Origin of the sequence: Flavobacterium olei (assembly GCF_039749035.1) — a bacterium.
Taxonomy (GTDB): Bacteria; Bacteroidota; Bacteroidia; order Flavobacteriales; family Flavobacteriaceae; genus Flavobacterium; species Flavobacterium olei.
Genome location: NZ_JBDKWC010000003.1, coordinates 174,187 through 198,855, shown reverse-complemented (window position 1 = coordinate 198,855; position 24,669 = coordinate 174,187). Strand labels below are relative to the sequence as shown.

Here is a 24,669-nt window from a genome sequence, read left to right as displayed (position 1 = left end):
ATTTTAAACAATCTGTTTTTCTAATTCAGAAATAATCAAAACGGCTTTGTCATAATCCTGCTGAATCGAAGCGCTCGATGCCGGTGCATAACGGGCAAATTCACAATTTTCTGTCAGCTCAATAAAACTCTGAACGGTTTCTTCTTTGGCATTTCTCGAAAGCAATAATTCACGAATATTGGCTTTACTCATTTCCGAGGTTTCAATATGCAGTTTCGCTTTCAGGAAATTATGCATGGCTTTTTCTAATGCGATATAGAAAGGCTCTTTGTTGTTCAGATGTTTTTTAGCCTGAGATAAATATTTCTTCGCAAGCTTGTTGTTCATTCTGATTCTGTTTCCGGTAACATCGCTGTCAATAGCTTCTTTTCGTTTCTTAACTAAAATAATTAGAGGAATAATAATAAATGGTGCGAATAAGAGACCGAGATACAAATTCGATCCGTAAAAATCATTCTTAGCAATACCGGTTAAAACTGTACGTGTTTTAATATGCGTAAACTGATCTTGTGTCGCCATACTTTTGGCTGCCGTCGACGGATTTTCTTCTGCCAGTGTCGGGCCATCTAAAACATCAATCATAATTTCTTTTGATGTTATAGTTTTATACGAACCAGTACTCAAATCAAAATAAGAAAACTGCATTGGTTTTATCGCATATTTTCCTTTGTATTGCGGTACAATCGTATATTTATCAGAAATTCTTCCGGACATTCCGCTCAGCGAAGTGCTGACGCTTTCATCGTGAACCGGATCATACATTTCCAAAGCATTTGGAACAACAGGTTTTGGAAGTGTAAATAACTTCATGTTTCCTGTTCCTTGTGCGCTCACAATTAAATCGAGACTTTCTCCGCTTTTAAGTTTCGTTTTGGAAGGTGTTACAACAAAATTTAATTTACCAACGCCTCCGGTAAATCCTTCCGGTTTACTGCTCTCAGGAAGCGGACGCACATTGATTGTTCTTGATCCTGCCGAAACCACTCTGTTGCCTTCGGTTGTAATCATTTGACCAAACATGTCGCGGCGATTGGTTGCCATCTCGACACCAATATCTAACGACAGAGGCTGAATTGTTAATCTTCCTGATTTCTGCGGATATAAAATAGTCTTTTTTAAGATGACATAATAAGCCTGCTGACCCTGAAAAGAGCCTTGTTCTACTGAAAGTTGCTTAACATCTATATTCTGATTCCAAAAATCATTGTATTTAGGCTTTGCAAGTTCTTTAAATCCTGTTACGTTGATATAATTAAAATACAATTTGTAAACCACTGTAATTGGTTCATTCAAATACGGATTTGTTTTAGAAACTTCGGCAACCAATTGCAGGAGTTCGTTTCCGTTTCCGCCCTGTGGTCTGTCGTTCGGGTCTCTCTCTTGTGCAACGGCATTGGTAACGGTAACTTTTATGGGCGATGTTTTATAAACCTGTCCGTTATATTCTATGGCAGAGGATTTAATAGTTATAGAACCTTTTCTCTCGGGTTGTAAGATATAAGAATATATCTTTTGAAAAGAACTTCTTCCGTTTATCCAGGATTGACTTATTTGCTGACTTGGCCCCGCAACCATTCTGAAGCCTTCAAAAGCAGGTTGTTCGAAGTTGTCTCCGTCTACATTCATAATGAAATCTATACGAAGTCTTTCGTTAATTCCAAGCGTGTTTTTGCTGACTCTGGCTTCAAATTGAACCTGAGCCATAAGTCCTTGAAAAGTGATTAGAAATAGAATTAAATATCTTTTCATTTAATGTTTAATAGTTGTTTTTTAATGTTTAATCGTTTAAACGTTATTTTGTTTAATCGTATTGTTTGGATCAAATAAACAAATTAACGGTTAAACGATTAACCAAATTTTACCAGTCTTTTTCTGTTTTCTTAGAATTGCCTTTTACTTTTTGAGCGTTTACTTTGTCCTGAATTTTTTTCTCCTCATTATTAACTGCATCTAATAAATTCTGAACACGTTCTTTTGAAATGCCTCCCGGCTGCGGTTTTGGTTCTCCTTTATTATCAGACTTGTCGTCTTTCTTCGGATCATTTTTACCGTCTTTTTTATCTTTGTCCTTATCGCCTTTGTCGTCTTTTTTATCCTTGTCTTTATTTTTGTCCTTGTCCTTATCTTTGTTTTTGTCTTTATTCTTATCCTTGTCCTTATTGTCGTTTTTCGGAGGATTTTCTTTTAGTTTTTGTTTCGCATACGCATAATTGTAACGCGTTTCCTCATCTGTTGGGTCATTTCGCAAGGCTTGTTTGTATGCTTCAACTGCCTGCGTATAATTTTTCTCTTTCATAAAAACGTTTCCGAGATTATGAAAAGCTTTGTGTTTTTCTGGTCTTGTTCTGGCGTTTTTTATTGCTTTCGCGTAAGCATACTTCGCTTCAGAAACCTGATTTTGTCTGTAAATTGTATTTCCTAAATTGTACGGCGCAGCGGCACGTTTAGCAAATTTAGATTCCGAAATTCTGTAATTCGCCTCAGCATCAACAAATTTATTCTGCTTATATTCTTCGTTGGCTGCAGGCAAAGCTTTGTCTTTCTCCTGCGCAGAAACCGCAAAAGAAACCGTTAGTAAAATATAAAGAAGTAAATTTTTCATTCTGTTTTTTTTGTTTTTTATTCGAAATTTAAATTCGAACCCTTATTTCTTTTCGTTAAATAAATTCAACTCCTTAATCCAGCTTGTTTTTCTTTCCAACAAGAATATATCAGCGAATAAAAGTAAAAATGCAAATCCGATGAACCATTGAAACTGTGATTGAAATTCTGCCATTTGAGTTGCCTCAAATTCAGTTTTCTGAATATTGTTCAAAGCATTTTTTACGTAATCTAAAACTTCTTTGGTGCTTCCGCCATAAACATAACCGCCTTTAGTCGCTTTTGCAATCGTTTTTAAACCTTCCTGATTTAGTTTGGTGGTTACAGTTTGCCCATTTTGATCTTTCTGATACCCTCTTAAAACGCCATTTTCTTTTAGCGGAATAGTGGCTCCTCTTTCTGTACCAACACCAATCGTAATAATTTTCATTCCTAATTTATTGGCTTCTTCTGCGGCAGAAGTGGCACCTTCAGAATGATCTTCTCCATCTGAAATCAGGATTAATAATTTACTGGTTTTACTTTTTTCGTCAAAATAGGTCGAAGATAATCTGATGGCTTCGTCTAGTGAAGTTCCTTGTGAAGAAACCATATCCGGATTCATACTCTGCAAATACATTTTTGCAACACCATAATCTGAGGTGATAGGTAAAACGGGAAACGCACTTCCGGCGTAAGCCACAATTCCGATTCGGTCACTTCCTAATTGATTAATGATCTGAGAAACCAGTTGTTTGCTTTTTGCCAGACGACTTGGTGCAACATCTTCGGCCAGCATACTTTTAGAGACATCGACAGCAAAAACAATATCGATACCTTCACGTTTTACGGTTTCCATTTTTGTACCAATCTTCGGATTTACCAGTCCGATAATAAGACAGGTAAGTGCCAAAAGTATTACGCTAATTTTTAGAACAGGTTTAAAAACCGATTTTTCAGGACTCAGTCTTTTTACCATTTCCAAATCTCCAAACTCGCGCTGTTTTCTTTTTTGCCAATACAGATTGAAAAGAAAAACACAAACCACAATCGGGATAAGCAGTAAGAGATATAAATATTTTTTTTCGTCTAATTCCATTTTAAATTTTAGATTTCTGTCCCGAAACTTCGGGATTAATTTTAGATTTTTTTGATCTAAAATTAAATGAAGCTTCTGTAAACTGTATTTCTTAAACCAATTTCGAGCAATAATAGAAAGGCTGCAAATAAAACAAATCCTCTGTATTTTTCGTCATAATCGTAGAACTTCAATTCCTGAATTTCGGTTGTTTCCAGTTTATTAATTGCATTGTATATTTCGGCTAACCTGTCATTGCTGGTTGCTCTAAAATACGTTCCGTCGGTTTTGCGCGCAATGCTTTTCATTAATCTTTCGTCAATTTCTACTTTTTGCATTTTAAACAGAAATCCTCCGTTTGGTGCATAAGCGTAAGGAGATGAGGCCATACCATTTGTCCCTAAACCAATTGTATAAACTTTTATACCATATTGTTTTGCAATATCTGCAGCAGTTTCCGGTTCGATAAATCCGGCATTGTTTACACCGTCAGTTAAAAGAATAATCACTCGGCTTTTTGCTTTACTGTCCTTTAAACGATTGACGGCGGTTGCCAGACCCATCCCGATTCCGGTACCGTCTTGTAGAACCGTGTCGTATTTAATTCCTTTTATCGCTTCGAGAATAATTGCTTTATCGCTTGTTACGGGAGTTTTGGTATAGGCCTCGGAAGCGTATAAAACCAAACCGATTCTGTCATTTGGTCTTTCTTCAACGAAATCGGCGGCAACTCTTTTTAGCGCTTCCATACGATTTGGCTTTAAGTCTTTTGCCAGCATACTTCCCGAAACGTCAATCGCCATTACGATATCAATTCCTTTTGTTGTTTTGGTCTGATTGCTGATATCTACCGTTCTTGGACGTGCCAACGCGATAATTAGTGAACTTAAACCAAGAATCCTGAAAACGTATAAGAAAGGTTTAAATTTCGTCCAAAACGATTCGCTGTTCTGAAAACCTGCTGTCGAACTCATTTTAAGAGTAGGCGATTGCTGATTTCTCTTCCAGAAAAACCAAATTATGGCTATTGGAATTAACAGAAACAACCAAAGGAATTCCGGATTTAAAAAATTGATCTTATTCATTAGTTGTTTGCTCTTTGAAGTTCAACAGAATTGAGTACGCGGGTGGTAATATCATTTGCATAGGTATCGCCTTCTTCATGCAAAATTACAATTTGCTGTAAGCCTTGCTCTTGTTTAAAAAGCAGCAACTCATAATATGCTTTTGAACTTGTTTTTGTTACCGGATTCAGAATACTCATTGTTCCATAACCTTTTACTCCCTGAATACCTTCGTTGGTTTGGAAATCTTCCTGTTTTAAAATAATATTTTGTGCGCCCTGAGCTTCCATCACTTTTAATGAGCCCTCAAGAGCTTTAGATAAATCAATATCTGTTGGTTGTTTAAATTTTGTGGTAGAAACTGCAATGTAGAAATTGTCAATCATGCTTCCATACGCAAAAAGCTGCATTTCTTTAATAAGTGCCATAGCTTCTTTTGGAAGTACCTTTTCTGCATCCATTCTTTTCAAAACTTTTGGAGTCTCGATAAGAACGGCCGGATTTCCGTAAGCACTTTTTACCCATTCTCCTTCTAATAACTCTTTAGACGGATGACCGATTAAATTATCTTTTACATAATTGAAACCTTTTGTAACAATAAGAAAAGTAGTGGTAACAAATAGTAACAGAATTACGGCTCCGACAGCATATCCAATACGGGCATTGCGTTTTTTGCGTAGCTGAATCTGTATTTGTTTTTGACGTTGTGCCTCATTCAGTAACTGGTCTTCTATTTCTTCCGGAACTTCAGTCGGAATTGCATTGTCAAGCGTTAAAATTACTTTCTGAATTTTATTTCTGTCCTCTGTAATTTCGAAATCCAGTGGTTTTGATTTGGCAAATTTTACCAAATCGGCCTGGCGTAAAACGCGTTCCAGATTTTCAACCGTTTCCGGGGTCAGCGTCATTTTCTTTTTGGCAGAAGCAGTTCTGATCGCTGCAATTAATTCAGAAGTTGTACTTTCCATTGCCGGAATATGAATCGCTTCTTCAATATAATTTCGGGCAATATCGGTTAATTCACTATAATATTCCTTGATTTCTCCTTTTTGAACCAGTTCTTTCTGTTCCAGATTGTTTAGCAGACTTGTCGCTTTTTCGATTGGTGTTTTATAAACTTCTTCTTCAATTTTTTTCAACTGACGTTTTTTTACATACCAATATACAAAAGCACCAATTCCGATAATTATTAACGCAATTAAAACGTAAATCCACCAATTTCCGATTCCTTCATCAACGGTGATAATATCTTTAATGTCGTACATCTTCTGCTGTAGCGTGTCCACTTTTACATTCGCCACTTCAACTTTAACAGAATCGCTTAAAAAAGGTTTTTTATCAATTAAAATTTTAATAGAGGGAATGGTATAACGGCCAGAATCAAACTGGGTTAAACCGTACTTTTTAATTAATTCATACGTTCCGTCCTTTTTTACAGTATCGATCGGATAGGATTGAATTACTTCTAAAGCGCCAATATTTTTAAGCTTTGGAAATTCAACTTTCTGGGTAGACGTCACAACGGTCTTCAGCGTAAGCTTGAACTCGGCGCCAATTTTATTTTTTGTGGTATCAATACTGGTTTCAACTTGTTTTTGTTGTGCAAAAACAGCTGAAGTGAGCAAGAATAAAAATATGTAAAACTTTAATTTCATTTGATTTTTGATTTCAGATTCTAGTCTAAAATGAATGCTTAAAAATGGAACGCAGATGACACAGATTTAAGCGGATTTTTTATTTTTTATCAAAGGCAGAATACTTAAATACTCGATTTTCAAAATCTAAAATCTAAAATCTGCAATCTAAAATTAATTTACCTTGATTTGAAATAGCCCAAAAGTTTAGTAACGTAATTTTCATCAACTCTTGTGTTGACGATTCCTGCGCCGGATTTACGGAAAGTATCTTTAAAATAATTTAATTTTTCCTGATAATGTTTCTCGTAACTCAGGCGGACTGTTTTAGAACTGGTGTCTACCAATTGTATTTTGCCGGTTTCGGCATCCAGCATGGTTACCATTCCTAAATTCGGAATTTGTTCTTCGCGCATATCGTAGACACGAACGCCTGTAATATCATGTTTTTTAGAAGCAATTTTTAAAGTATGTTCGTAAGATTCAGACATAAAATCGGAAATCATAAAAACAATAGCTTTCTTTTTTTGAGTTCCGGATAAAAACTTTAAGGCTTGTGCGATATCGGTTTTATGACTTTTTGGTTCAAATTCGATCAATTCGCGAATGATGCGCAATACATGTGAACGTCCTTTTTTTGGCGGAATATATAATTCTACAGTATCAGAAAACAGAATCAAACCAATTTTATCGTTGTTTTGTGTAGCCGAAAAAGCCATCGTTGCCGCAATTTCGGTTACGATGTCTTTTTTAAATTGATTTTTAGAACCAAAAGATTCCGAACCCGAAATATCAACCATTAAAACCATGGTCAATTCGCGTTCTTCCTCAAATACTTTTACGTGAGCTTCGTTATAACGTGCGGTTACATTCCAGTCGATGTTACGAATATCATCTCCGTATTGGTATTGACGTACCTCGCTAAACGTCATTCCTCGTCCTTTAAATGAAGAGTGGTATTCTCCCGAAAAGATATGATTACTCAGTCTTTTCGTTTTGATTTCTATTTTCCGTACTTTTTTTAAAAGCTCTTTTGTATCCATTTTTTCGGATTGCAGATTTTAGATTTTAGATTTTAGATTTTCGAGTTACAAAACAACTAAAATTAATTATTGAGTACTTTTTAGAGCACAGATTTAAAAATCTAAAATCTGAACTCTAAAATCTAAAATTTAAGGAACCTCAATCTCGTTTACGATTTTGTTGATAATGTCTACAGAAGTGATGTTTTCTGCTTCTGCTTCGTATGTAATTCCAACTCTGTGGCGCAGAACGTCGTGTACAACGGCACGAACGTCTTCCGGGATTACATAACCACGACGTTTGATAAACGCGTAACATTTTGCAGCATTAGCCAAATTGATACTTCCACGAGGAGAAGCTCCAAAACTGATAAGCGGTTTTAAGTCGGCTAATTTGTATTTTTCCGGGTAACGCGTTGCGAAAATAATATCTAAAATGTATTTCTCGATTTTTTCATCCATATAAACTTCACGAACCGCTTCCTGAGCACGTAAAATTTGTTCTACAGAAACTACCGGATTTACTTTTTCATAAGATCCTTTAAGGTTTTGACGGATTACAAAACGCTCTTCGTCAATTTTTGGGTAATCAATTACAGTTTTCAGCATAAAACGATCGACCTGTGCTTCTGGTAACTGATAAGTTCCTTCCTGTTCTACCGGGTTTTGGGTTGCTAATACCAAAAATGGGCGATCTAATTTGAAAGTGGTGTCTCCAATTGTAACTTGTTTTTCCTGCATAGCCTCCAAAAGTGCAGACTGAACTTTTGCAGGAGCACGGTTAATCTCATCGGCAAGTACGAAATTGGCGAAAATTGGTCCTTTTTTAATTGAGAATTCGTTTGCTTTAATATTATAAATCATGGTTCCGATAACATCGGCAGGTAATAAATCCGGCGTAAACTGGATACGGCTGAAAGAACCCTGAACGGCCTGAGACAATGTATTAATGGCTAAAGTTTTGGCTAAGCCCGGAACTCCTTCCAATAAAATATGTCCTTGTCCCAACAATCCGATTAATAGACGCTCGACCATATGTTTCTGACCCACAATAACTTTGTTCATTTCCATTGTAAGAAGGTCTATAAAAGCACTTTCTCTTTCAATTTTTTCATTTATCGCTCTAATGTCTAAAGTCGTTGTATTTTCTTCCATATAAATATTTTTAAAAACCTTGATTTGTACGCCTAATTTTTCAGAGTGCAAATTGAATATTTTTTAAGAAGTAAGATGTTAAAGAATGGTTAAAACTTCGACCAATGACCTAATTTTAAGGACTAATTGTGAATCTATTTTTATATTTTTAAGAACTTTGATGATTATGTTTTATTAAAGCATGATTATTACCAAAAATAACGCATAACTATTATGAACAAAACTGTCTTATCGCCTATAATTTCAGGCACTATGAATTGGGGAGTTTGGGATAAAAACCTTACAACCAAAGAAATGGAAAACATGATACAAGTGAGTATCGAAAACAAAATTACGACTTTTGATCACGCCGATATTTACGGATCTTATACGACCGAAGCCGATTTTGGAAAAGCCTTTCACGCAAGTAAAATTTCAAGGGAAAAATTGCAATTAATTACGAAGTGCGGCATTCAGATGATTGCTGAAAAACGTCCCGAAAACAAAATTAAACATTACGATTATTCTAAAGATTACATCGTTAAATCGGTGGAAAAATCTTTGAAAAACCTGAAGACAGATTATGTGGATGTTTTCCTGCTGCACAGACCGAGTCCCTTAATGCAGGCAGACGAAATTGCAGAAGCCGTTGAGAAACTAAAAACAGAAGGGAAGATCATAGATTTCGGACTTTCTAATTTTACAAGTTCACAAACAGAATTAATTCGCAGTAAAACCGAAGTAAGCTACAATCAGGTTCAGTTTTCGGCTACGCATTACGAACCAATGCTGGACGGAAGTTTAGATTATATGCAGACACACGGGATTCGTCCTTTATCCTGGAATCCGCTTGGAACTGTTTTTAGAGAAGATACCAAACAAACGCGCCGTCTGAAAAAACTGTTTTCAGAATTGATGGAAAAATACCATTTAGGTGCAGATACACTTTTGTTGTCCTGGATTTTAAAACATCCTGCCAAGGTAATTCCTATTGCGGGAACAGTTAATATTGCTAGAATCCAATCTTTATCAAAAGCGGTAGAATTAGATATGGATACCGAAGACTGGTTTGCGATCTGGACAGAAAGTATGGGCAATGATGTGCCTTAATTTTCAAGTGTTCAGTAATCAGTTTTTTAGTGATTGGTTCAGTTAGATTTTATAATTCGCTTTAAGCGGAAAAAAATAGTGGCCACAGATTATAAGAATTGAAATGGATTTTTCTAATCTGTGGCCAAAAAAATAATTCAACAATGAAAAAAACAGCTTTAATTACCGGAGCTACAAGCGGAATCGGAAAAGCCACTGCACAAATATTAGCCAGGAATAATTATAAAATCGTGCTTTGCGGAAGACGTCAGGATCGTCTTGAGGAACTGCAAAAAGAACTTTCAGCTTTTACAGAAGTTCATTCTTTACAATTTGATGTTCGTGAAAAAGAAGATGTTCTGGAAAAAATAAGTACTTTGCCGGCTGATTTTTCCGTTATAGATGTATTAATCAATAATGCCGGAAATGCGCATGGTTTAGATCCGATTCAAACGGGAAATCTGGACGATTGGGATTCCATGATTGATATAAATGTGAAAGGACTTTTATATGTTTCTAAAGCAGTAATTCCGCAAATGGTGGAGAGACAATCGGGACATATTATCAATATTGGTTCGACGGCGGCAAAAGAAGTTTATCCGAACGGAAATGTATATTGTGGTTCTAAACATGCGGTTGATGCTATAACTGCCGGAATGCGGATTGATTTAAATCCGTTTGGAATTAGAGTCGGAGGAATTCATCCCGGAATGGTAGCGACAGAATTCAGCGAAGTTCGTTTTAAAGGAGATACCGAAAGAGCTGCAAATGTTTATAAAGGATTTGATCCTTTACAGGCAGAAGATATTGCTGATATTATTCATTTTGTAGTTTCAAGGCCTTATCATGTTAATATCGCCGATTTGGTTGTGATGAGTACAGCGCAGGCTTCGTCGACAATTGTTAAAAGAGACTAACGCAGACTTCTTAGACAATTAGACTTCTTAGATTTTTTATTAGTCTAAGAAGTCTAAATTGTCCAAAAAACCAAGAAATCTAAGTAAGTCTAAAATTCTAAGAATTCTAAAAATATGATCAATAAACGCCTTTTAATAAAAAACCTGCTCGCTCATAATGACGAAAGCAGTTTTTATGATAAAAAAAGGCAATTGAATCTGCATTCCCGTGAAGGAAAAGGAAAATTTCTAAAACACATTTGTGCTTTGTCCAATTCCAATCCGAACAATAATTCTTATATCGTCGTTGGGGTTGAAGATCATGACAATGAAATCGTGGGCGATGATTTTTTTGATGACAGCAGGATTCAAAATCTTGTAAACGCTTTTTTAGAAAATCCGCCAAAAATCCAGTACGAGAATATTCCGTTTCCCAATCTGCCAAAAGATAAAGTAATCGGTTTGGTTACGATCAAGCCAAAAAACAAGATTTCTTATTTTAAAAAAGGAATCCATACCATTCTGGCTAATAGTGTTTTTATAAGACGCGGAAGTAATTCGATACCTGTAGAAGAACACGAAGAAGTAGAGAAAAGCTATCAAAATACCGAAACCGTAATTGGCATTGAAAACAGTTCCAGAAATAGTATTCAGTACACATTAGACGGCGTATTTGATTTTATGAATTTCCGGCATAAAGATATGTCACCAAAATATCATGTATTTAAAGAGTTGTTTGTGATTTGCTGGGCCGGCGTTCCCAAAAAAATGCGCGATAAAACCTTTTTGTCCCGCGTAGATATTGAGCTGATCAACGAACAGATTAAGCTTTTTTATTCGGCACAAGATGTTGTTACGATTGTTTATAACGATGATACTTTTACTATTACAGAATATGTTCCTCTGGGATTAAACGACAAAACGAGCTATTATCCTTTAGAAGAACAAACCATCCACTTTTTTGATAATGGTTACTATAAAATAGACCGCCAGATGCTCTTTCAGCCACCCGAATTCAACCGGAAAATGCTGTATCACATTTACAATACCAACATGGCTTTATTGTCTAAACTTCAAAAGGAAATCGCATTGTCTGAACGGGAAATGAAAGATCTGGAAAATCTGCCTTCTACTTTTATGATTTGCCATTTGAATGGATTTGAAGAAGCACGGCAAAAATTGATTGATGCCAAATTGCTGTTAAAACCATATAAACAAGTCTATTCCTCTTTTAAAGAAGCGCTTCGGGTTTTGAGAAAGATGAAATATGATGTTTAGGGGAAGGTGCTGAAATTTTAAGGTTTTGAGGTTTTTTCTTTACTGAAATTTTAAATATTTATTTACTTCATCATAAGAAAACAAAATATCTTTTGGTCCGTCTGCATAAGAAGCGGCTTCGTACGAGTTGTAATATAATAGTAATCCTTCACTGGTGTAGAAAATGTTCTCAGGTAATTGAAATTTGTCATTTTCAAACATTAAACCTGTTGCGTTTATAACGGCTTCTGCCTGAATTTTATATTTTTTGCGAAATGCTTTTTCAGCGAAAGCTTTAAATTCATTTTCGTTTTTAAAAAGCTGATTGCTTAAGATTGTTTTGCCCGTTTTCAGATCAAACAATAAAGAACGGTAACCCTGATATCCGTGCGCTCCTCCAGTAAAAGTATAATGATCTAAACGGATATTTAAAATCTGCGAAGACTGAAACTCTACATTTCCTTTAATTTTTGCTTCCCAGCCAAAGGTTTCTGTTGGAAATTTTTGATGCATTTCTTCATACGAATCTATAAAAGATGATGCTAAAGATCTGTAATCTTTAATTTTTGTAGGCTTTTCTCCAAAATAAACAATTTCCTTGATCACAGTAAAAATTTTCCTGTTGATGCTGTCTCCAATAATTTCTCCATTTTTTGCGATCGGAACATCGAGATTAATTGTCGGACAATCTTTCTTACAGGGAATTTTAGATTTTTCCTCAAATGTTTCATTTTCAAATGTTAGCTCTTTGCTGCAGCTTGTAAACGCCAGCAGTATAAAGATTAAAAATGGAAATTGTTTCATGTCGGGAAATGTTAATTATATGAAAAGATAGTGAAGAGGATCTGGAATAAAATAAATTAAAACGGTAAATTTGTATTCTAAATTTACGATTTTTAAAACATAAATCAAAAAAATTGCGAATATCAACAAATTTGTTGGAAACGAACATTTAAAAAATAAATTTTATTTATATGAAATTCAATACAAAAGTTATACATGGAGGACAACATCATGATCCTGCAACAGGAGCAGTAATGCCACCCGTATACCAAACTTCTACATTTGTTCAGACAAGTCCTGGGAAACCTCTAGCAGATTACGAATACAGCCGAGCTTCAAACCCAACCCGTACTGCTCTGGAAGATGCGCTGGCAAGTATCGAAAACGGAACACGCGGATTGGCATTTTCTTCTGGCCTGGCAGCCACAGATTGTGTGTTGAGATCTTTTAAGGCAGGGGACGAAATCATTGCAATGGATGATTTATATGGTGGGACTTATAGGATGTTTTCGAGAATTTATAAAGATTCAGGAATTAAATTTCATTTTGTTGATATGACGAATATCGAAAAATTGAATGCTTTAATTAATGAAAACACCAAATTAATCTGGGTAGAAACGCCTACAAATCCGTTGATGAAATTGGCTGATATTGCTGAAATTTCAAAAATTACAAAAGCAAAAAATATTCTTCTGGCTGTTGACAATACATTTGCAACGCCATATTTGCAAAAGCCTTTGGATTTGGGTGCTGATATTGTAATGCATTCTGCAACCAAATATTTAGGAGGACATTCTGATGTGATTGCCGGAGCACTAATTGTAAAGAATGAGGCATTGGGAGAGCAATTGCATTTTCAGCAATTTGCAACGGGCGCAACTTTAGGGCCAATGGATAGTTTTTTGGTTTTGAGAGGAATTAAAACGCTGGCATTGCGAGTGCAAAGACATTGTGAAAACGGCGAAAAAGTGGTAGAATATTTAAGTAGTCATCCTAAAATAAAAACTGTTTATTATCCGGGATTAAAAAATCATCCGTTTCATGAAATCGCAAAAAAGCAAATGAAAGCCTTTGGCGGAATGGTTTCATTTGATTTTAAATCGGGCAAAAAAGAAGATTCTATAGCGTTTTTAGAAAAATTAAAAGTATTTACTCTGGCAGAATCTCTTGGGGGAGTGGAATCTCTTGCGAATCATCCGGCATTAATGACACATGCATCCATTCCGGCAGATAAAAGAGCTGAGGTCGGTATTACAGATGATTTAGTTCGACTAAGTGTGGGTATCGAAGATGCAGAAGATTTAATTGCAGATTTAGAACAGGCATTGTCTTAGAAACATTCAAAGAGATAAAGCTTCAAAATTTTTCTCTTTTGATTATAAATAAAAATCCCAAACTCCATTTTTTATTTGGAATTTGGGATTTTTTATGTTGTATCTTGCTTAAAACTAGAATTCTAAATAATGGATATATCCAAAGTTGAACCAAACCTGCCAGTCGTTAGATTTGTTTTCGGTATAAATATCCTTATTCGGATTTAAACCGTCAATCCAGTCGGAGCTGTACATTTGAAAGCGTGTTTCAAACATTAGGTCGCTCATTTTTGTTAATTTGTAATGTACTCCAAGAGCAGCCGTTGCTGATAATACTACTCCCGATTCTGTTGAAAATCCATGCGCACGGCCGTCAGATGGCGTTAAATATTTTCCCGGAGTAACGTTAGGAAGAGTTATATCTCCTAAGCGGGACCCAACTTTTGCAGAATAATAACTTACCTGAAATCCTAAACTTCCATACGGACTAAAACTTCCAATTGTATTTTCGAAATCGTGAATTTTCATAAAAGGAGAAAATTCTATTTGGGCACCAAGTCCTACTATAGTAGAGCTTGCGTGCATGTTTTTAAGTTGCTGGGCAAATACTCCGTCAGGTTTTCTTTCTACCCATTCTCCAAAATGTTTTAGAGTTGTTTTACTGAAAGAAAGATCCGATCTTACTTTAAAATGTTCTGTAAAGAAACTTTCTCTGTTATTGGCAGCAGAAAAATTGATAAAATGCATAATCCCAATACCAAAACCAGAGTTTCCTGCATTGGTGTCAAAATTGTTTCTCTGACCAAAATCTGACTGTAAAGTTACAGGTCCTGCATATATTCCTATCTCTTGTGCTAGGTCTGATTGCGCTGATGCCGTAGTTGCAATACAAAATAGGGCAAATAGTTTGATAAATAGGTGTTTAGACATTTTTTAGGGCTTACAAATCTTGGCAAATATATAAAAAACCTAAACGATTCAAAATATTAAATCGGTCTATTGAAAAATAACTAGCAAAATACTTAATTTGCTAACATTAAAAAGGTGATTTGCATGTAAACACCTACATGTAAAATGTGTTTTTTTGCAATCTCTGAAAAAAACACAAATCGTTTCAAAAACGTGAAAAATATAACACGGAATCAATATTTGATATATCTTTGTGTGTTAAAACGAAAACGTTTTCTTAAACATAATTTCTTAATTATTAGAGTAAGATTTAAATTAAATGATCTGAAAAATTTATTTCAACGATGGAACAAAAAATAAATGAGTTTATGGCTCTTGTTGAGTCAAAAAATCCAAATGAGCCAGAATTTCTTCAGGCAGTTAGAGAATTTGCAGAAACAGTAATTCCCTTTATATCTGAGCGTAAAAAGTATGATGGTAAAAATATACTTTTAAGAATCGCAGAACCGGAACGTTCTATAATTTTTAGAGTTCCATGGGTAGACGACAAAGGTGAAATCATTGTAAACAGAGGATTTAGAATTCAGATGAACTCTGCAATCGGACCTTATAAAGGAGGAATAAGATTTCATCATTCTGTGAATTTATCTGTTTTGAAATTTTTAGCTTTTGAGCAGGTTTTCAAAAACAGTCTGACGACACTTCCTATGGGAGGTGGAAAAGGTGGTTCTGATTTTGATCCTGAAGGAAAATCAGATGCAGAAATCATGCGTTTCTGCCAGTCGTTTATGACAGAATTATGCCGTCATATTGGTCCGGACCTGGATGTTCCTGCAGGGGATATTGGAGTAGGAGCAAGAGAAATTGGTTATTTATTTGGTCAATATAAAAGAATTAGAAATGAATTTACAGGAGTTTTAACCGGCAAAGGTTTGGCTTACGGAGGTTCATTGATCAGACCGGAAGCGACAGGATATGGAGTAGTTTACTTTACAGATCAGATGCTTCGCACGATAGGTCATGATATTAAAGGAAAAGTAGTGGCTATTTCAGGATTCGGAAATGTAGCCTGGGGTGTCGCTTTAAAAGTAAATGAACTTGGTGGTAAAGTAGTGACTATATCGGGTCCTGACGGTTATATTTATGATGAAGAAGGGATCTCCGGCGAAAAAATCGAGCACATGGTCGAAATGAGAGCAACTGGAGATAACAGAGCCGAAAGATATTTAGAGAAATATCCAAATGCCATTTTTCATAAAGGAAAAAGCCCTTGGGAAGTGAAAGTAGATATCGCAATTCCTTGTGCTACTCAAAATGAATTAAACGGAGACGATGCTCAGAAATTAATCGATAATGGTGTACTATGTGTTACAGAAGCTGCAAATATGCCTTCTACATTAGAAGCTATTAAACTTTTCCTTGACAATAAAGTTTTATTTGCTCCCGGAAAAGCAGCAAACGCCGGTGGTGTGGCGGCATCAGGATTAGAAATGACGCAGAACTCTATTCGTTTAAACTGGACGAGTGAAGAAGTAGATTTACGACTTAAAGATATCATGGTTGGAATTCACAACCAATGTAAAAAATACGGTGCCGAAGAAGACGGATATGTTAACTATGTAAAAGGAGCTAACATTGCCGGATTTGTAAAAGTTGCCGATGCTATGCTTGCACAAGGTGTAGTTTAAAAAATTAATTACAATGATGAAAATGCCTTCGGTTTATAATCGAAGGCATTTTTTATTCTTCCAAAAATTTAATAATCCCGTTTGTAGTATATTTGCTATTCGAATACATTAAAGAATGAAAAAAATATTTCTCTGCGGTTTGGTTTTAGTACTCATTCAGTTTTCCCAGGCTCAGGGCAAATTGTCATGGCAGGGATATTTTTCTTTTAATGAAATTAAAGATATTTCAGAATCTTCTACAAATGTTTTTGCGGCTTCAGAAAACGCATTGTTTTCAAAAAATTTGGCAGCAAATGTACTGAAAACCACAACCACTGTTGACGGATTATCGGGGCAAACCATTTCTGCAGTTTATTATAGTGAAGTCTTTAAAAAAACTATTATAGGTTATGAAAATGGTCTTTTGATTGTGATTAATGAAACCGATGGAAGTATTTTAAAAGTTGTCGACATTATAAACAAACAATTACCAGCAAACATTAAAAAAATCAATCATTTTATGGAACATAACGGATTGGTATATGTTTCCTGTGATTTCGGAATTGTACAGTTCAATTTAAATACTTCTCAATTTGGCGATACTTATTTTATAGGAGATAACGGAGCTGAAATCAGCGTAAAGCAAGCCACTTTATTTAACGGTTCTATTTTTGCGGCAACTTCTTCGGGTATTCGAAAAGCAGACAGTGCAAATCCAAATCTGATAGATTACAATCAGTGGACGGTTGTCAATACGGGAAATTGGACTGGCGTCGAAACATTAGATACAGAACTTATAGCCGTAACCGATTCCGGATATATTCATCGATACAATTCGACTGCGTTCGTTGGTTTTTCGCAATTGCCACAGTCAACGGTTGATATAAGAGCCAGAAATCATAATTTATTTGTTACAACAGTCAATATGGTTTATGTGTACAATAATCAAATGATTTTAAATCGGCAGATTGCTAATACACAGGTTTTGAATAATATGCTGAATTTTACCTGTGCCACGGCAATTGGAGATCAGATTTTTATCGGAACAAAAGAAAATGGATTGTTTTCATCATCGCTTAATAATGCAGGTACTTTTGAAAATAATACCCCGGCGGGCCCTGTTCGGAACAATATTTTTTCTTTAGCATCTACTTCCAATAATTTATGGGCAGTTTATGGAGATTATGATACTTCTTACGATCCTTATCCTTTAGATAGTTACGGAATAAGCAGATACAATAATACCGGCTGGCTTAATATTCCGTACACAGAAGTTTACGATGCAAAGTCAATAACGCGAATTCTTGCGAATCCGAACAATGAAAAACAGGTATATGCAAGTTCTTTTTTCTCCGGATTATTAAAGATTGAGAATGAAGTTCCGACTACGTTATATAATGAAAAAAATAGCGGACTGGAATCTATTACCAATGCAGGTGCAAATTATATTGATATTCGTATCAATGCAACTGCTTTTGATAAATCGGGGAATCTCTGGGTTACAAACAGCAGAATCAAAAATGGTTTAAAGGTTTTAAAAACGAACGGTCAGTGGGGCAGTTATTCTATGACTCCGATTTTTGATATTGCTGAAAATATCAGTTACTCCAGTTTGGTTGTTGACCGCAATAATGTAAAATGGCTTGCAACAAACAGAGATGGAGTGGTAGGTTTTAATGAAACTTCAAATACGTTTAAAAAAATGACCTTCGGCGCAGATGTTGGAAATCTGCCAATTGCAGACGTGAGAGCAATAGCTCTGGATACAAAAAACCAGCTTTGGATTGGTACTGCAAAAGGTTTAAGAGTTTTGTCGAATATTGGAAGTTTTCAGACAGAAAGCCAGTTAAAAGCTAATCCTATTATTATTGTTGAAGATGATCTGGCACAGGAATTATTGTACGAACAATTTATTACCACTATTGCGGTTGATGGTTCGAACAATAAGTGGATTGGAACAGCAGATTCAGGCGTTTTTATGGTTTCTCCCAACGGTCAGGAAACTAAATATCATTTTACGATAAACAATTCACCTTTGCCGGGCAATTATGTAAATGATATTAAAATTAATGCCAAAACAGGTGAGGTATTTATTGCAACCAGTAAAGGAATGGTTTCTTTTAATGGCATTGCTACAGAAGCCAATGATGACCTTAATAATGTCTATGTTTATCCAAATCCCGTTCGTCCAAATTATTCAGGAACCGTAAAAGTTGCCGGCTTAATTGAGAATGCCAACGTAAAAATTACCGACATTGAAGGGAATTTGGTTTACGAAATAAAATCATCAGGAGGAACAATTGAGTGGGATACAACAGCCTTTGGTAAATATAAAGTAGCTTCAGGTGTCTATATGGTTTTTATTTCTGCGCAGGATGGAGGAGAAACAAAAGTGAAAAAAGTTATGATTATACGTTAGTCAAAAGTTTGAAAGTTTAAAAGTCGAAAGTCAGCTATAATCTAGAAGTCAAATATCTAAGAAGTCTAAAAATCTAAAATTTTGCTCGTCAAAACCAAAGCCATAGTAATTTCATCCTTAAAATTTCAGGAAAAAAGTCTGATCGTAAAATGTTTTACGCTTTCGAACGGACTGAAATCTTATTTCGTACGGGATGCTTTTTCAAGTAAAAAGGCAAGTCAGAAGATTGCCTATTTTCAGCCATTTTCGATTTTGGAAATAGAAGCTGTTCATAAAAACAAAGGTACTTTAGAAAACTTCAAAGAAATAAAAACGGCAGTTCCTTTTCAGAGCATTCATACTGATATTGTGAAAAGTACAATGGTATTATTTCTTTCTGAAATGCTGCATTATTCTATTCAGGAAGAAGAAAAAAACGAACAGCTTTTTCTGTTTTTAGAAACCGCTTTAACCTGGCTGGATCATCATGATGAAATTTCTAATTTTCATTTGATCCTGCTTTTAGAAATAACAAAATATCTTGGTTTTTATCCGGATCTTTCAGAAAATAATTTGCCTTTTTTTGAAATGAATGAAGGCGTCTTCAGCCTTTTTCAAACAGGTAATATGCTCTCAGAACATGAGACCAATTTGTTTAAAAAATTAATGGATTTAAAATTTGATAACGATCAAAAAGTTTTTCATGTTTTGGAAAGACAAATTCTCCTTAAAATTTTAATTGATTATTACAGTCTGCACCTGGAAGGATTTAAAAAACCTAAATCTTTAGAGATTTTAAAAGAAGTTTTCTCTTAACTACATTAAAAGGTTGCAGAATCTACTTGAAATTTTGTCAAACTGGTCTTTTTTCTGTCATCTTTTATCTATTTTCCTTAAAATTCCTTACTTTCGCACCTCGTTTAAGAAAAGGATAAAATGAGTACAAAATTTACTGAATACAAAGGACTTGACCTGCCAACAGTAGCGTCTGAAGTTCTTGATTTTTGGAAGAAAGAAAATATATTTGAAAAGAGTGTAACAACCCGCGAAGGTGCTGAGCCTTATGTGTTTTTTGAAGGTCCGCCTTCAGCGAATGGATTACCAGGAATTCACCACGTGATGGCGCGTGCGATTAAAGATATTTTTTGCCGTTATAAAACTCAGAAAGGTTTTCAGGTTAAAAGAAAAGCCGGCTGGGATACGCACGGTTTGCCTGTAGAATTGGGTACCGAAAAAGAATTAGGAATTACAAAAGAAGATATTGGTAAAACAATTTCTATCGAAGAATATAACGAAGCGTGTAAAAAAACCGTAATGCGTTATACCGACGTGTGGAATGACCTTACCGAAAAAATGGGGTATTGGGTAGATATGGAGGATCCGTATGTAACTTATAAACCAAAATACATGGAGTCGGTTTGGTGGCTTTTGAAACAAATCTACGATAAAGGTTTGTTGTACAAAGGATATACCATTCAGCCTTACTCTCCAAAAGCCGGAACTGGCTTATCTTCTCACGAAGTAAATCAGCCGGGAGCTTATCGTGATGTTACAGATACTACAATTGTAGCACAGTTTAAAACTTTGCCGGAAACATTGCCTTCGTTTTTACAAGGTTTTGGAGATATTCACATTTTAGCATGGACGACAACTCCATGGACTTTACCATCAAATACAGCTTTGACTGTTGGACCAAAAATTGATTACGTTTTAGTAAAAACTTTCAATCAATATACTTTTGAGCCGGTTAATGTGGTTTTGGCTAAAAATTTAGTGGGAAAACAATTTGGAAAAGGATTTTTCCTTAGTGAAGACGACGCTGATTTTGACAACGTGAAAAACGGCGACAAAAAACTTCCATATAAAATCTTAACCGAAGCAAAAGGAGCAGACTTAGTAGAAATACGTTACGAGCAATTACTGCCTTACGTTTTGCCTTACGAAAATGCTGAAAATGCATTTAGAGTAATTGCGGGAGATTTTGTTACCACAGAAGACGGAACAGGAGTTGTGCATACAGCGCCGACTTTTGGTGCCGATGATGCTAAAGTGGCAAAAGAAGCAAAGCCCGAGATTCCGCCAATGTTGGTTTTAGATGATGAAGGAAACGCAGTTCCTTTGGTAGATTTACAAGGAAAGTTTACTTCGCATTTAGGAGATTTAGCTGGTAAATACGTTAAAAACGAATATTACGATGCTGGACAGGCACCGGAGAAATCTGTAGATGTTGAAATCGCAATTCGTCTTAAAGAAGAAAATAAAGCATTCAAAGTTGAGAAATACGTGCACAGTTATCCACACAGCTGGAGAACAGATGAGCCGTTATTATATTATCCGCTAGATTCATGGTTCATCAAAGTAACCGATGTAAAAGATAGAATGTTCGACCTGAACGAAACTATCAACTGGAAGCCTAAATCTACTGGTGAGGGACGTTTTGGAAACTGGCTTAAAAATGCCAACGACTGGAACTTATCTCGTTCTAGATATTGGGGAATTCCGTTGCCAATTTGGAGAACCGAAGATAAAAAAGAAGAAGTTCTTATTGGTTCTGTTGAAGAATTGTACAATGCGATTGAGAAATCTATCGAAGCAGGTTTTCAAAAAGAAAATCCGTTTAAAGGTTTTGAAATCGGAAACATGTCTGAATCCAATTATGATTTAATTGATTTGCACAAGAATGTTGTGGATGAAATCACATTAGTTTCTGCTTCCGGAAAACCAATGAAGCGTGAAAGTGATCTTATCGACGTTTGGTTTGATTCTGGTGCAATGCCATATGCACAGTGGCATTATCCTTTTGAAAACAAAGACAAAATTGATGATAATAAAGATTTTCCTGCCAACTTTATAGCAGAAGGAGTAGATCAGACTCGTGGATGGTTTTATACCTTACACGCGATCGGAACTTTGGTTTTTGATAAGGTAGCTTATAAAAATGTAGTTTCAAACGGTTTGGTATTAGACAAAAACGGACAAAAAATGTCTAAACGTCTGGGCAATGCCACAGATCCTTTTGAAACTATTGCAGAATATGGTCCGGATGCCACGCGTTGGTACATGATCTCAAATGCAAATCCGTGGGACAATTTAAAGTTTGATATTGAAGGAATTGCTGAGGTTCGCCGTAAATTCTTTGGAACACTTTACAATACCTATTCTTTCTTCTCATTATATGCAAACATCGACGGATTTAAATACGCTGAAGCGGAAATTCCGTTAAACGAAAGACCGGAGATCGATCAATGGATAATTTCTGAATTACACACGTTAATAAAATTTGTTGACGAATGTTATGAAGATTACGAGCCAACAAAAGCGACAAGAGCCATTTCTGATTTCGTTCAGGAAAACTTAAGTAACTGGTATGTTCGTTTATGCCGTCGTCGTTTCTGGAAAGGAGAATACGCAAAAGATAAAATCGCAGCGTACCAAACGCTTTATACTTGTCTATTAACAATCAGTAAATTAAGTGCTCCGGTAGCTCCATTTTTTATGGATAAGCTATACAGAGATTTAACTGCTTCGACAGGAACAGAGGATTTTGCCAGTGTTCACTTGGCTGAATTCCCAAAATTTGTCGAAAACTTTGTTAATAAAACGTTGGAAAGCAAAATGCAGAAGGCGCAGACCATCTCATCTTTGGTTTTGTCACTACGTAAAAAGGAAATGATCAAAGTTCGTCAACCTTTGCAAAAGGTAATGATTCCGGTACTTGACGAGAATCAGCGTGCAGAAATTGAAGCGATTTCTGACCTGATAAAAGCTGAGGTAAACGTAAAAGAAATTGAACTTTTAGATGATGCTTCGGGTATCTTAGTAAAACAAATCAAACCTAATTTTAAAGCATTAGGACCTCGTTTTGGTAAGGATATGGGATTGATTTCTAAAGAGATACAAGGTTTTTCTGCCGATCAGATCAATCAGCTGGACAAGCAGGGAACGCTGGATATTGTTATTTCTGGAAATAATGTAACTTTATCATTAGAAGACGTCGAAATAACATCGCAGGATATCGAAGGATGGCTGGTTGCAAATTCAAACGGAATTACAGTCGCGCTTGACATTACTATATCTGAAGAATTAAAAAATGAAGGTATCGCGAGAGAATTAGTAAACAGAATTCAGAATATCCGTAAAGATTCAGGATTTGAAGTTACTGATAAGATTAAGGTACAAATAAAAAGAAACGGTATTTTAGAAGAAGCTGTTTCGAAAAATGAAGACTATATAAAGTCTGAGACACTGACAGATGATTTGGTTTTTGCTGACGTATTGGAAAACGGCACAGAAATTGAGTTTGATGATATTAAAACATTGATATTAATTTCAAAATAATTATAAAATGATAGATGAAATTACAAGATACTCTGACGCAGATTTAGCAGAGTTTAAAGAAATAATCCAGGCAAAAATCCAAAAAGCTCAAGCAGATCTTGATTTAATCAAGAGTGCTTATATGAATGATCTGAATAATGGTACAGATGATACTTCGCCAACATTTAAAGCCTTTGAAGAAGGAAGCGAAACAATGTCAAAAGAAGCAAATTCTCAATTGGCGATTCGTCAGGAGAAATTCATTCGTGATTTAAAAAACGCGCTATTCCGTGTTGAAAATAAAACATATGGTATCTGCAAAGTAACAGGTAAATTAATTAGCAAAGAAAGGCTTAAAATTGTTCCTCATGCAACCATGAGTATCGAAGCTAAAAATTTGCAGAGATAATATAATCCTAAAAAAACGTCCTAAATCGGGACGTTTTTTTTGTTTAATATTTAGTGCTTCCGAAGATTGTATTTATATGATTGTGTTTGCAAGAAATTATTTATAACTATTAAAATCAAAGGCTTCCTGTTAATTGATTAATTGTAGGAATTAGAAAGGTGTTACTGAGTTGTTTTCTTTTCAAAATAAATAAAAAAATCGCCTTTAAAAAAGGCGGTTTTCTATTTGGTGAGATTTAAATTAAGCCAGATTTTTTTCAACCTCAGCTTTGTGCTTTTTCAAAATCGCCCTTGTCATTCCTAAATTAGCTTTTGAAGCATCTGCTGCCAGATAAATCATAAACTTTTTATTTGGTGAAATATCAATAATATGAATTTGATTTGAAAGTGTAATCAGAATATCTTCAATATCCTGATTTAAATTTAACGCTTTTACTGCGCTTAATTTGGCTTTTACAACTTCCAGGTTGTATGCAGCGGCAAGCTCTGGATCAAAACTCGGGTCAACAGTTAAATTTCCGAAACTTAATCCAGATTCGATTTCTGTTACAGCGACAGCAATAAAGCCGTTTACATTGGTTTTCATTTCGTTTAAAAACACGTTTAAAAAGTCATTACTCATAATTTAGTGGTTTGTTTGTTAATGGTTTATTTATTTCAATAGGGAATTTTTGCTCAACTCAGCAGAAACTTCTTCTGTTGAGCGCATTAATAAAGCGAGATTGCTTCCTTCGCGGGAAAAAGCCACAATAAAATTGGAGCCGCTAATTTTGTTTCCGACAATAATACCTTCTGCGCTTTTAAGGTATAATTGTTTTAAGGCGCCTTTTTCCAAATCAATTAAGAATTTTTCACTCATGGATAAAATTGCAGCGCTCATAGCAGCAACGCTGTCTCCGTAATCCAGATTTAAAGAAGTGATTAGTTTTCCTTTTCCATTTAAAATTAATGCTGCAGTAGATTTGGTATTGACAAGAAAGTCGTTTAAAGTGGTTGTGATTTCATTCATAGATTTTGTAGGATTTGGGATAAATGTTAAATTACGTTTGTTTCATTATATTTTGTATTAAATTACAATTGATTTATGGTAAACAAGTGTTAATTTTTATTAACAAATATA

The 24,669-nt window shown here is 35.3% G+C and carries 20 protein-coding genes; 9 read left to right on the top strand and 11 right to left on the bottom strand.

Annotation, left to right across the window (positions count from 1 at the left end; translation table 11 throughout):
* Positions 1-3 precede the first annotated feature (3 nt).
* The 7 genes from ABEB31_RS08645 to ABEB31_RS08615 form a co-directional block, all read right to left on the bottom strand.
* Positions 4-1,749 carry a BatD family protein gene (locus ABEB31_RS08645; RefSeq protein WP_347051028.1) on the bottom strand — a complete coding sequence of 582 codons (1,746 nt, stop codon included), beginning with the start codon at positions 1,747-1,749 and terminating at the stop codon, positions 4-6.
* Positions 1,750-1,858: 109 nt separating this feature from the next.
* Positions 1,859-2,602, bottom strand: coding sequence for a tetratricopeptide repeat protein (locus ABEB31_RS08640; protein ID WP_347051027.1), 744 nt, complete (start codon positions 2,600-2,602; stop codon positions 1,859-1,861).
* A 42-nt stretch (positions 2,603-2,644) separates the two neighbouring features.
* Entirely contained in the window at positions 2,645-3,679 is a 1,035-nt protein-coding gene (locus ABEB31_RS08635) for a vWA domain-containing protein (protein ID WP_347051026.1), read from the bottom strand.
* A 62-nt stretch (positions 3,680-3,741) separates the two neighbouring features.
* Positions 3,742-4,743 (bottom strand): vWA domain-containing protein, encoded by a 1,002-nt coding sequence (locus ABEB31_RS08630; RefSeq protein WP_347051024.1) that lies wholly within the window; start codon positions 4,741-4,743, stop codon positions 3,742-3,744.
* Positions 4,743-6,377 carry a hypothetical protein gene (locus ABEB31_RS08625; protein WP_347051022.1) on the bottom strand — a complete coding sequence of 545 codons (1,635 nt, stop codon included), beginning with the start codon at positions 6,375-6,377 and terminating at the stop codon, positions 4,743-4,745. Before ABEB31_RS08625 ends, ABEB31_RS08630 begins: the two co-directional genes overlap by 1 nt.
* Before the next feature lie 158 nt (positions 6,378-6,535).
* Complete coding sequence (locus ABEB31_RS08620) at positions 6,536-7,399, bottom strand: DUF58 domain-containing protein (RefSeq protein ID WP_347051021.1); 864 nt, start codon at positions 7,397-7,399, stop codon at positions 6,536-6,538.
* 129 nt (positions 7,400-7,528) lie between these two features.
* Positions 7,529-8,533 carry an AAA family ATPase gene (locus ABEB31_RS08615; protein WP_017497457.1) on the bottom strand — a complete coding sequence of 335 codons (1,005 nt, stop codon included), beginning with the start codon at positions 8,531-8,533 and terminating at the stop codon, positions 7,529-7,531.
* A gap of 213 nt (positions 8,534-8,746) precedes the next feature.
* On the opposite strand from ABEB31_RS08615, the gene ABEB31_RS08610 reads away from it, so the two are divergent.
* The 3 genes from ABEB31_RS08610 (at position 8,747) to ABEB31_RS08600 (ending at position 11,775) form a co-directional block, all read left to right on the top strand.
* Positions 8,747-9,622 carry an aldo/keto reductase gene (locus ABEB31_RS08610; RefSeq protein WP_347051019.1) on the top strand — a complete coding sequence of 292 codons (876 nt, stop codon included), beginning with the start codon at positions 8,747-8,749 and terminating at the stop codon, positions 9,620-9,622.
* A gap of 143 nt (positions 9,623-9,765) precedes the next feature.
* Positions 9,766-10,518: an SDR family NAD(P)-dependent oxidoreductase gene (locus ABEB31_RS08605; RefSeq protein ID WP_347051017.1), complete on the top strand. Its 753-nt coding sequence runs from the start codon at positions 9,766-9,768 to the stop codon at positions 10,516-10,518.
* Between the two features lie 114 nt (positions 10,519-10,632).
* The gene (locus ABEB31_RS08600; protein ID WP_347051015.1) at positions 10,633-11,775 is read left to right on the top strand and encodes an ATP-binding protein; all 1,143 of its coding nucleotides are present in this window, start codon (positions 10,633-10,635) and stop codon (positions 11,773-11,775) included.
* Positions 11,776-11,814: 39 nt separating this feature from the next.
* Here ABEB31_RS08600 and ABEB31_RS08595 read toward each other — a convergent pair whose 3' ends face one another.
* Entirely contained in the window at positions 11,815-12,558 is a 744-nt protein-coding gene (locus ABEB31_RS08595) for a DUF3298 and DUF4163 domain-containing protein (RefSeq protein WP_347051013.1), read from the bottom strand.
* Between the two features lie 170 nt (positions 12,559-12,728).
* On the opposite strand from ABEB31_RS08595, the gene ABEB31_RS08590 reads away from it, so the two are divergent.
* The gene (locus ABEB31_RS08590; RefSeq protein WP_347051012.1) at positions 12,729-13,871 is read left to right on the top strand and encodes a cystathionine gamma-synthase; all 1,143 of its coding nucleotides are present in this window, start codon (positions 12,729-12,731) and stop codon (positions 13,869-13,871) included.
* A 114-nt stretch (positions 13,872-13,985) separates the two neighbouring features.
* Here the strand turns inward: ABEB31_RS08590 and ABEB31_RS08585 are convergent, their stop codons facing one another.
* Positions 13,986-14,780: a THC0290_0291 family protein gene (locus ABEB31_RS08585; protein WP_347051010.1), complete on the bottom strand. Its 795-nt coding sequence runs from the start codon at positions 14,778-14,780 to the stop codon at positions 13,986-13,988.
* Positions 14,781-15,103: 323 nt separating this feature from the next.
* On the opposite strand from ABEB31_RS08585, the gene gdhA reads away from it, so the two are divergent.
* The 5 genes from gdhA to ABEB31_RS08560 all read left to right on the top strand — a co-directional run bounded on the left by gdhA (position 15,104) and on the right by ABEB31_RS08560 (position 23,550).
* Positions 15,104-16,447 carry an NADP-specific glutamate dehydrogenase gene (gdhA, locus tag ABEB31_RS08580; RefSeq protein WP_347051009.1) on the top strand — a complete coding sequence of 448 codons (1,344 nt, stop codon included), beginning with the start codon at positions 15,104-15,106 and terminating at the stop codon, positions 16,445-16,447.
* A gap of 115 nt (positions 16,448-16,562) precedes the next feature.
* Positions 16,563-18,845 (top strand): type IX secretion system anionic LPS delivery protein PorZ, encoded by a 2,283-nt coding sequence (porZ, locus tag ABEB31_RS08575; protein ID WP_347051007.1) that lies wholly within the window; start codon positions 16,563-16,565, stop codon positions 18,843-18,845.
* Positions 18,846-18,926: 81 nt separating this feature from the next.
* Entirely contained in the window at positions 18,927-19,640 is a 714-nt protein-coding gene (recO, locus tag ABEB31_RS08570) for a DNA repair protein RecO (protein ID WP_347051006.1), read from the top strand.
* Positions 19,641-19,760: 120 nt separating this feature from the next.
* Positions 19,761-23,162, top strand: a complete 3,402-nt coding sequence (ileS, locus tag ABEB31_RS08565) for an isoleucine--tRNA ligase (protein ID WP_347051004.1) — start codon at positions 19,761-19,763, stop codon at positions 23,160-23,162.
* Positions 23,163-23,169: 7 nt separating this feature from the next.
* On the top strand, positions 23,170-23,550 hold the full coding sequence (locus ABEB31_RS08560; protein ID WP_057115206.1) for a TraR/DksA family transcriptional regulator: 381 nt from the start codon (positions 23,170-23,172) through the stop codon (positions 23,548-23,550).
* Between the two features lie 240 nt (positions 23,551-23,790).
* Here the strand turns inward: ABEB31_RS08560 and ABEB31_RS08555 are convergent, their stop codons facing one another.
* Positions 23,791-24,171: a hypothetical protein gene (locus ABEB31_RS08555; RefSeq protein WP_347051003.1), complete on the bottom strand. Its 381-nt coding sequence runs from the start codon at positions 24,169-24,171 to the stop codon at positions 23,791-23,793.
* Positions 24,172-24,201: 30 nt separating this feature from the next.
* The gene (locus ABEB31_RS08550; RefSeq protein WP_347051002.1) at positions 24,202-24,558 is read right to left on the bottom strand and encodes a roadblock/LC7 domain-containing protein; all 357 of its coding nucleotides are present in this window, start codon (positions 24,556-24,558) and stop codon (positions 24,202-24,204) included.
* Between the last annotated feature and the right edge of the window lie 111 nt (positions 24,559-24,669).

Bases quoted from the DNA above. Each gene is read 5' to 3' on its own strand.
- ABEB31_RS08645 (WP_347051028.1), bottom strand. From the start codon at position 1,749: ATGAAAAGATATTTAATTCTATTTCTAATCACTTTTCAAGGACTTATG.
- ABEB31_RS08640 (WP_347051027.1), bottom strand. From the start codon at position 2,602: ATGAAAAATTTACTTCTTTATATTTTACTAACGGTTTCTTTTGCGGTT.
- ABEB31_RS08635 (WP_347051026.1), bottom strand. From the start codon at position 3,679: ATGGAATTAGACGAAAAAAAATATTTATATCTCTTACTGCTTATCCCG.
- ABEB31_RS08630 (WP_347051024.1), bottom strand. From the start codon at position 4,743: ATGAATAAGATCAATTTTTTAAATCCGGAATTCCTTTGGTTGTTTCTG.
- ABEB31_RS08625 (WP_347051022.1), bottom strand. From the start codon at position 6,377: ATGAAATTAAAGTTTTACATATTTTTATTCTTGCTCACTTCAGCTGTT.
- ABEB31_RS08620 (WP_347051021.1), bottom strand. From the start codon at position 7,399: ATGGATACAAAAGAGCTTTTAAAAAAAGTACGGAAAATAGAAATCAAA.
- ABEB31_RS08615 (WP_017497457.1), bottom strand. From the start codon at position 8,533: ATGGAAGAAAATACAACGACTTTAGACATTAGAGCGATAAATGAAAAA.
- ABEB31_RS08610 (WP_347051019.1), top strand. From the start codon at position 8,747: ATGAACAAAACTGTCTTATCGCCTATAATTTCAGGCACTATGAATTGG.
- ABEB31_RS08605 (WP_347051017.1), top strand. From the start codon at position 9,766: ATGAAAAAAACAGCTTTAATTACCGGAGCTACAAGCGGAATCGGAAAA.
- ABEB31_RS08600 (WP_347051015.1), top strand. From the start codon at position 10,633: ATGATCAATAAACGCCTTTTAATAAAAAACCTGCTCGCTCATAATGAC.
- ABEB31_RS08595 (WP_347051013.1), bottom strand. From the start codon at position 12,558: ATGAAACAATTTCCATTTTTAATCTTTATACTGCTGGCGTTTACAAGC.
- ABEB31_RS08590 (WP_347051012.1), top strand. From the start codon at position 12,729: ATGAAATTCAATACAAAAGTTATACATGGAGGACAACATCATGATCCT.
- ABEB31_RS08585 (WP_347051010.1), bottom strand. From the start codon at position 14,780: ATGTCTAAACACCTATTTATCAAACTATTTGCCCTATTTTGTATTGCA.
- gdhA (WP_347051009.1), top strand. From the start codon at position 15,104: ATGGAACAAAAAATAAATGAGTTTATGGCTCTTGTTGAGTCAAAAAAT.
- porZ (WP_347051007.1), top strand. From the start codon at position 16,563: ATGAAAAAAATATTTCTCTGCGGTTTGGTTTTAGTACTCATTCAGTTT.
- ileS (WP_347051004.1), top strand. From the start codon at position 19,761: ATGAGTACAAAATTTACTGAATACAAAGGACTTGACCTGCCAACAGTA.
- ABEB31_RS08560 (WP_057115206.1), top strand. From the start codon at position 23,170: ATGATAGATGAAATTACAAGATACTCTGACGCAGATTTAGCAGAGTTT.
- ABEB31_RS08555 (WP_347051003.1), bottom strand. From the start codon at position 24,171: ATGAGTAATGACTTTTTAAACGTGTTTTTAAACGAAATGAAAACCAAT.
- ABEB31_RS08550 (WP_347051002.1), bottom strand. From the start codon at position 24,558: ATGAATGAAATCACAACCACTTTAAACGACTTTCTTGTCAATACCAAA.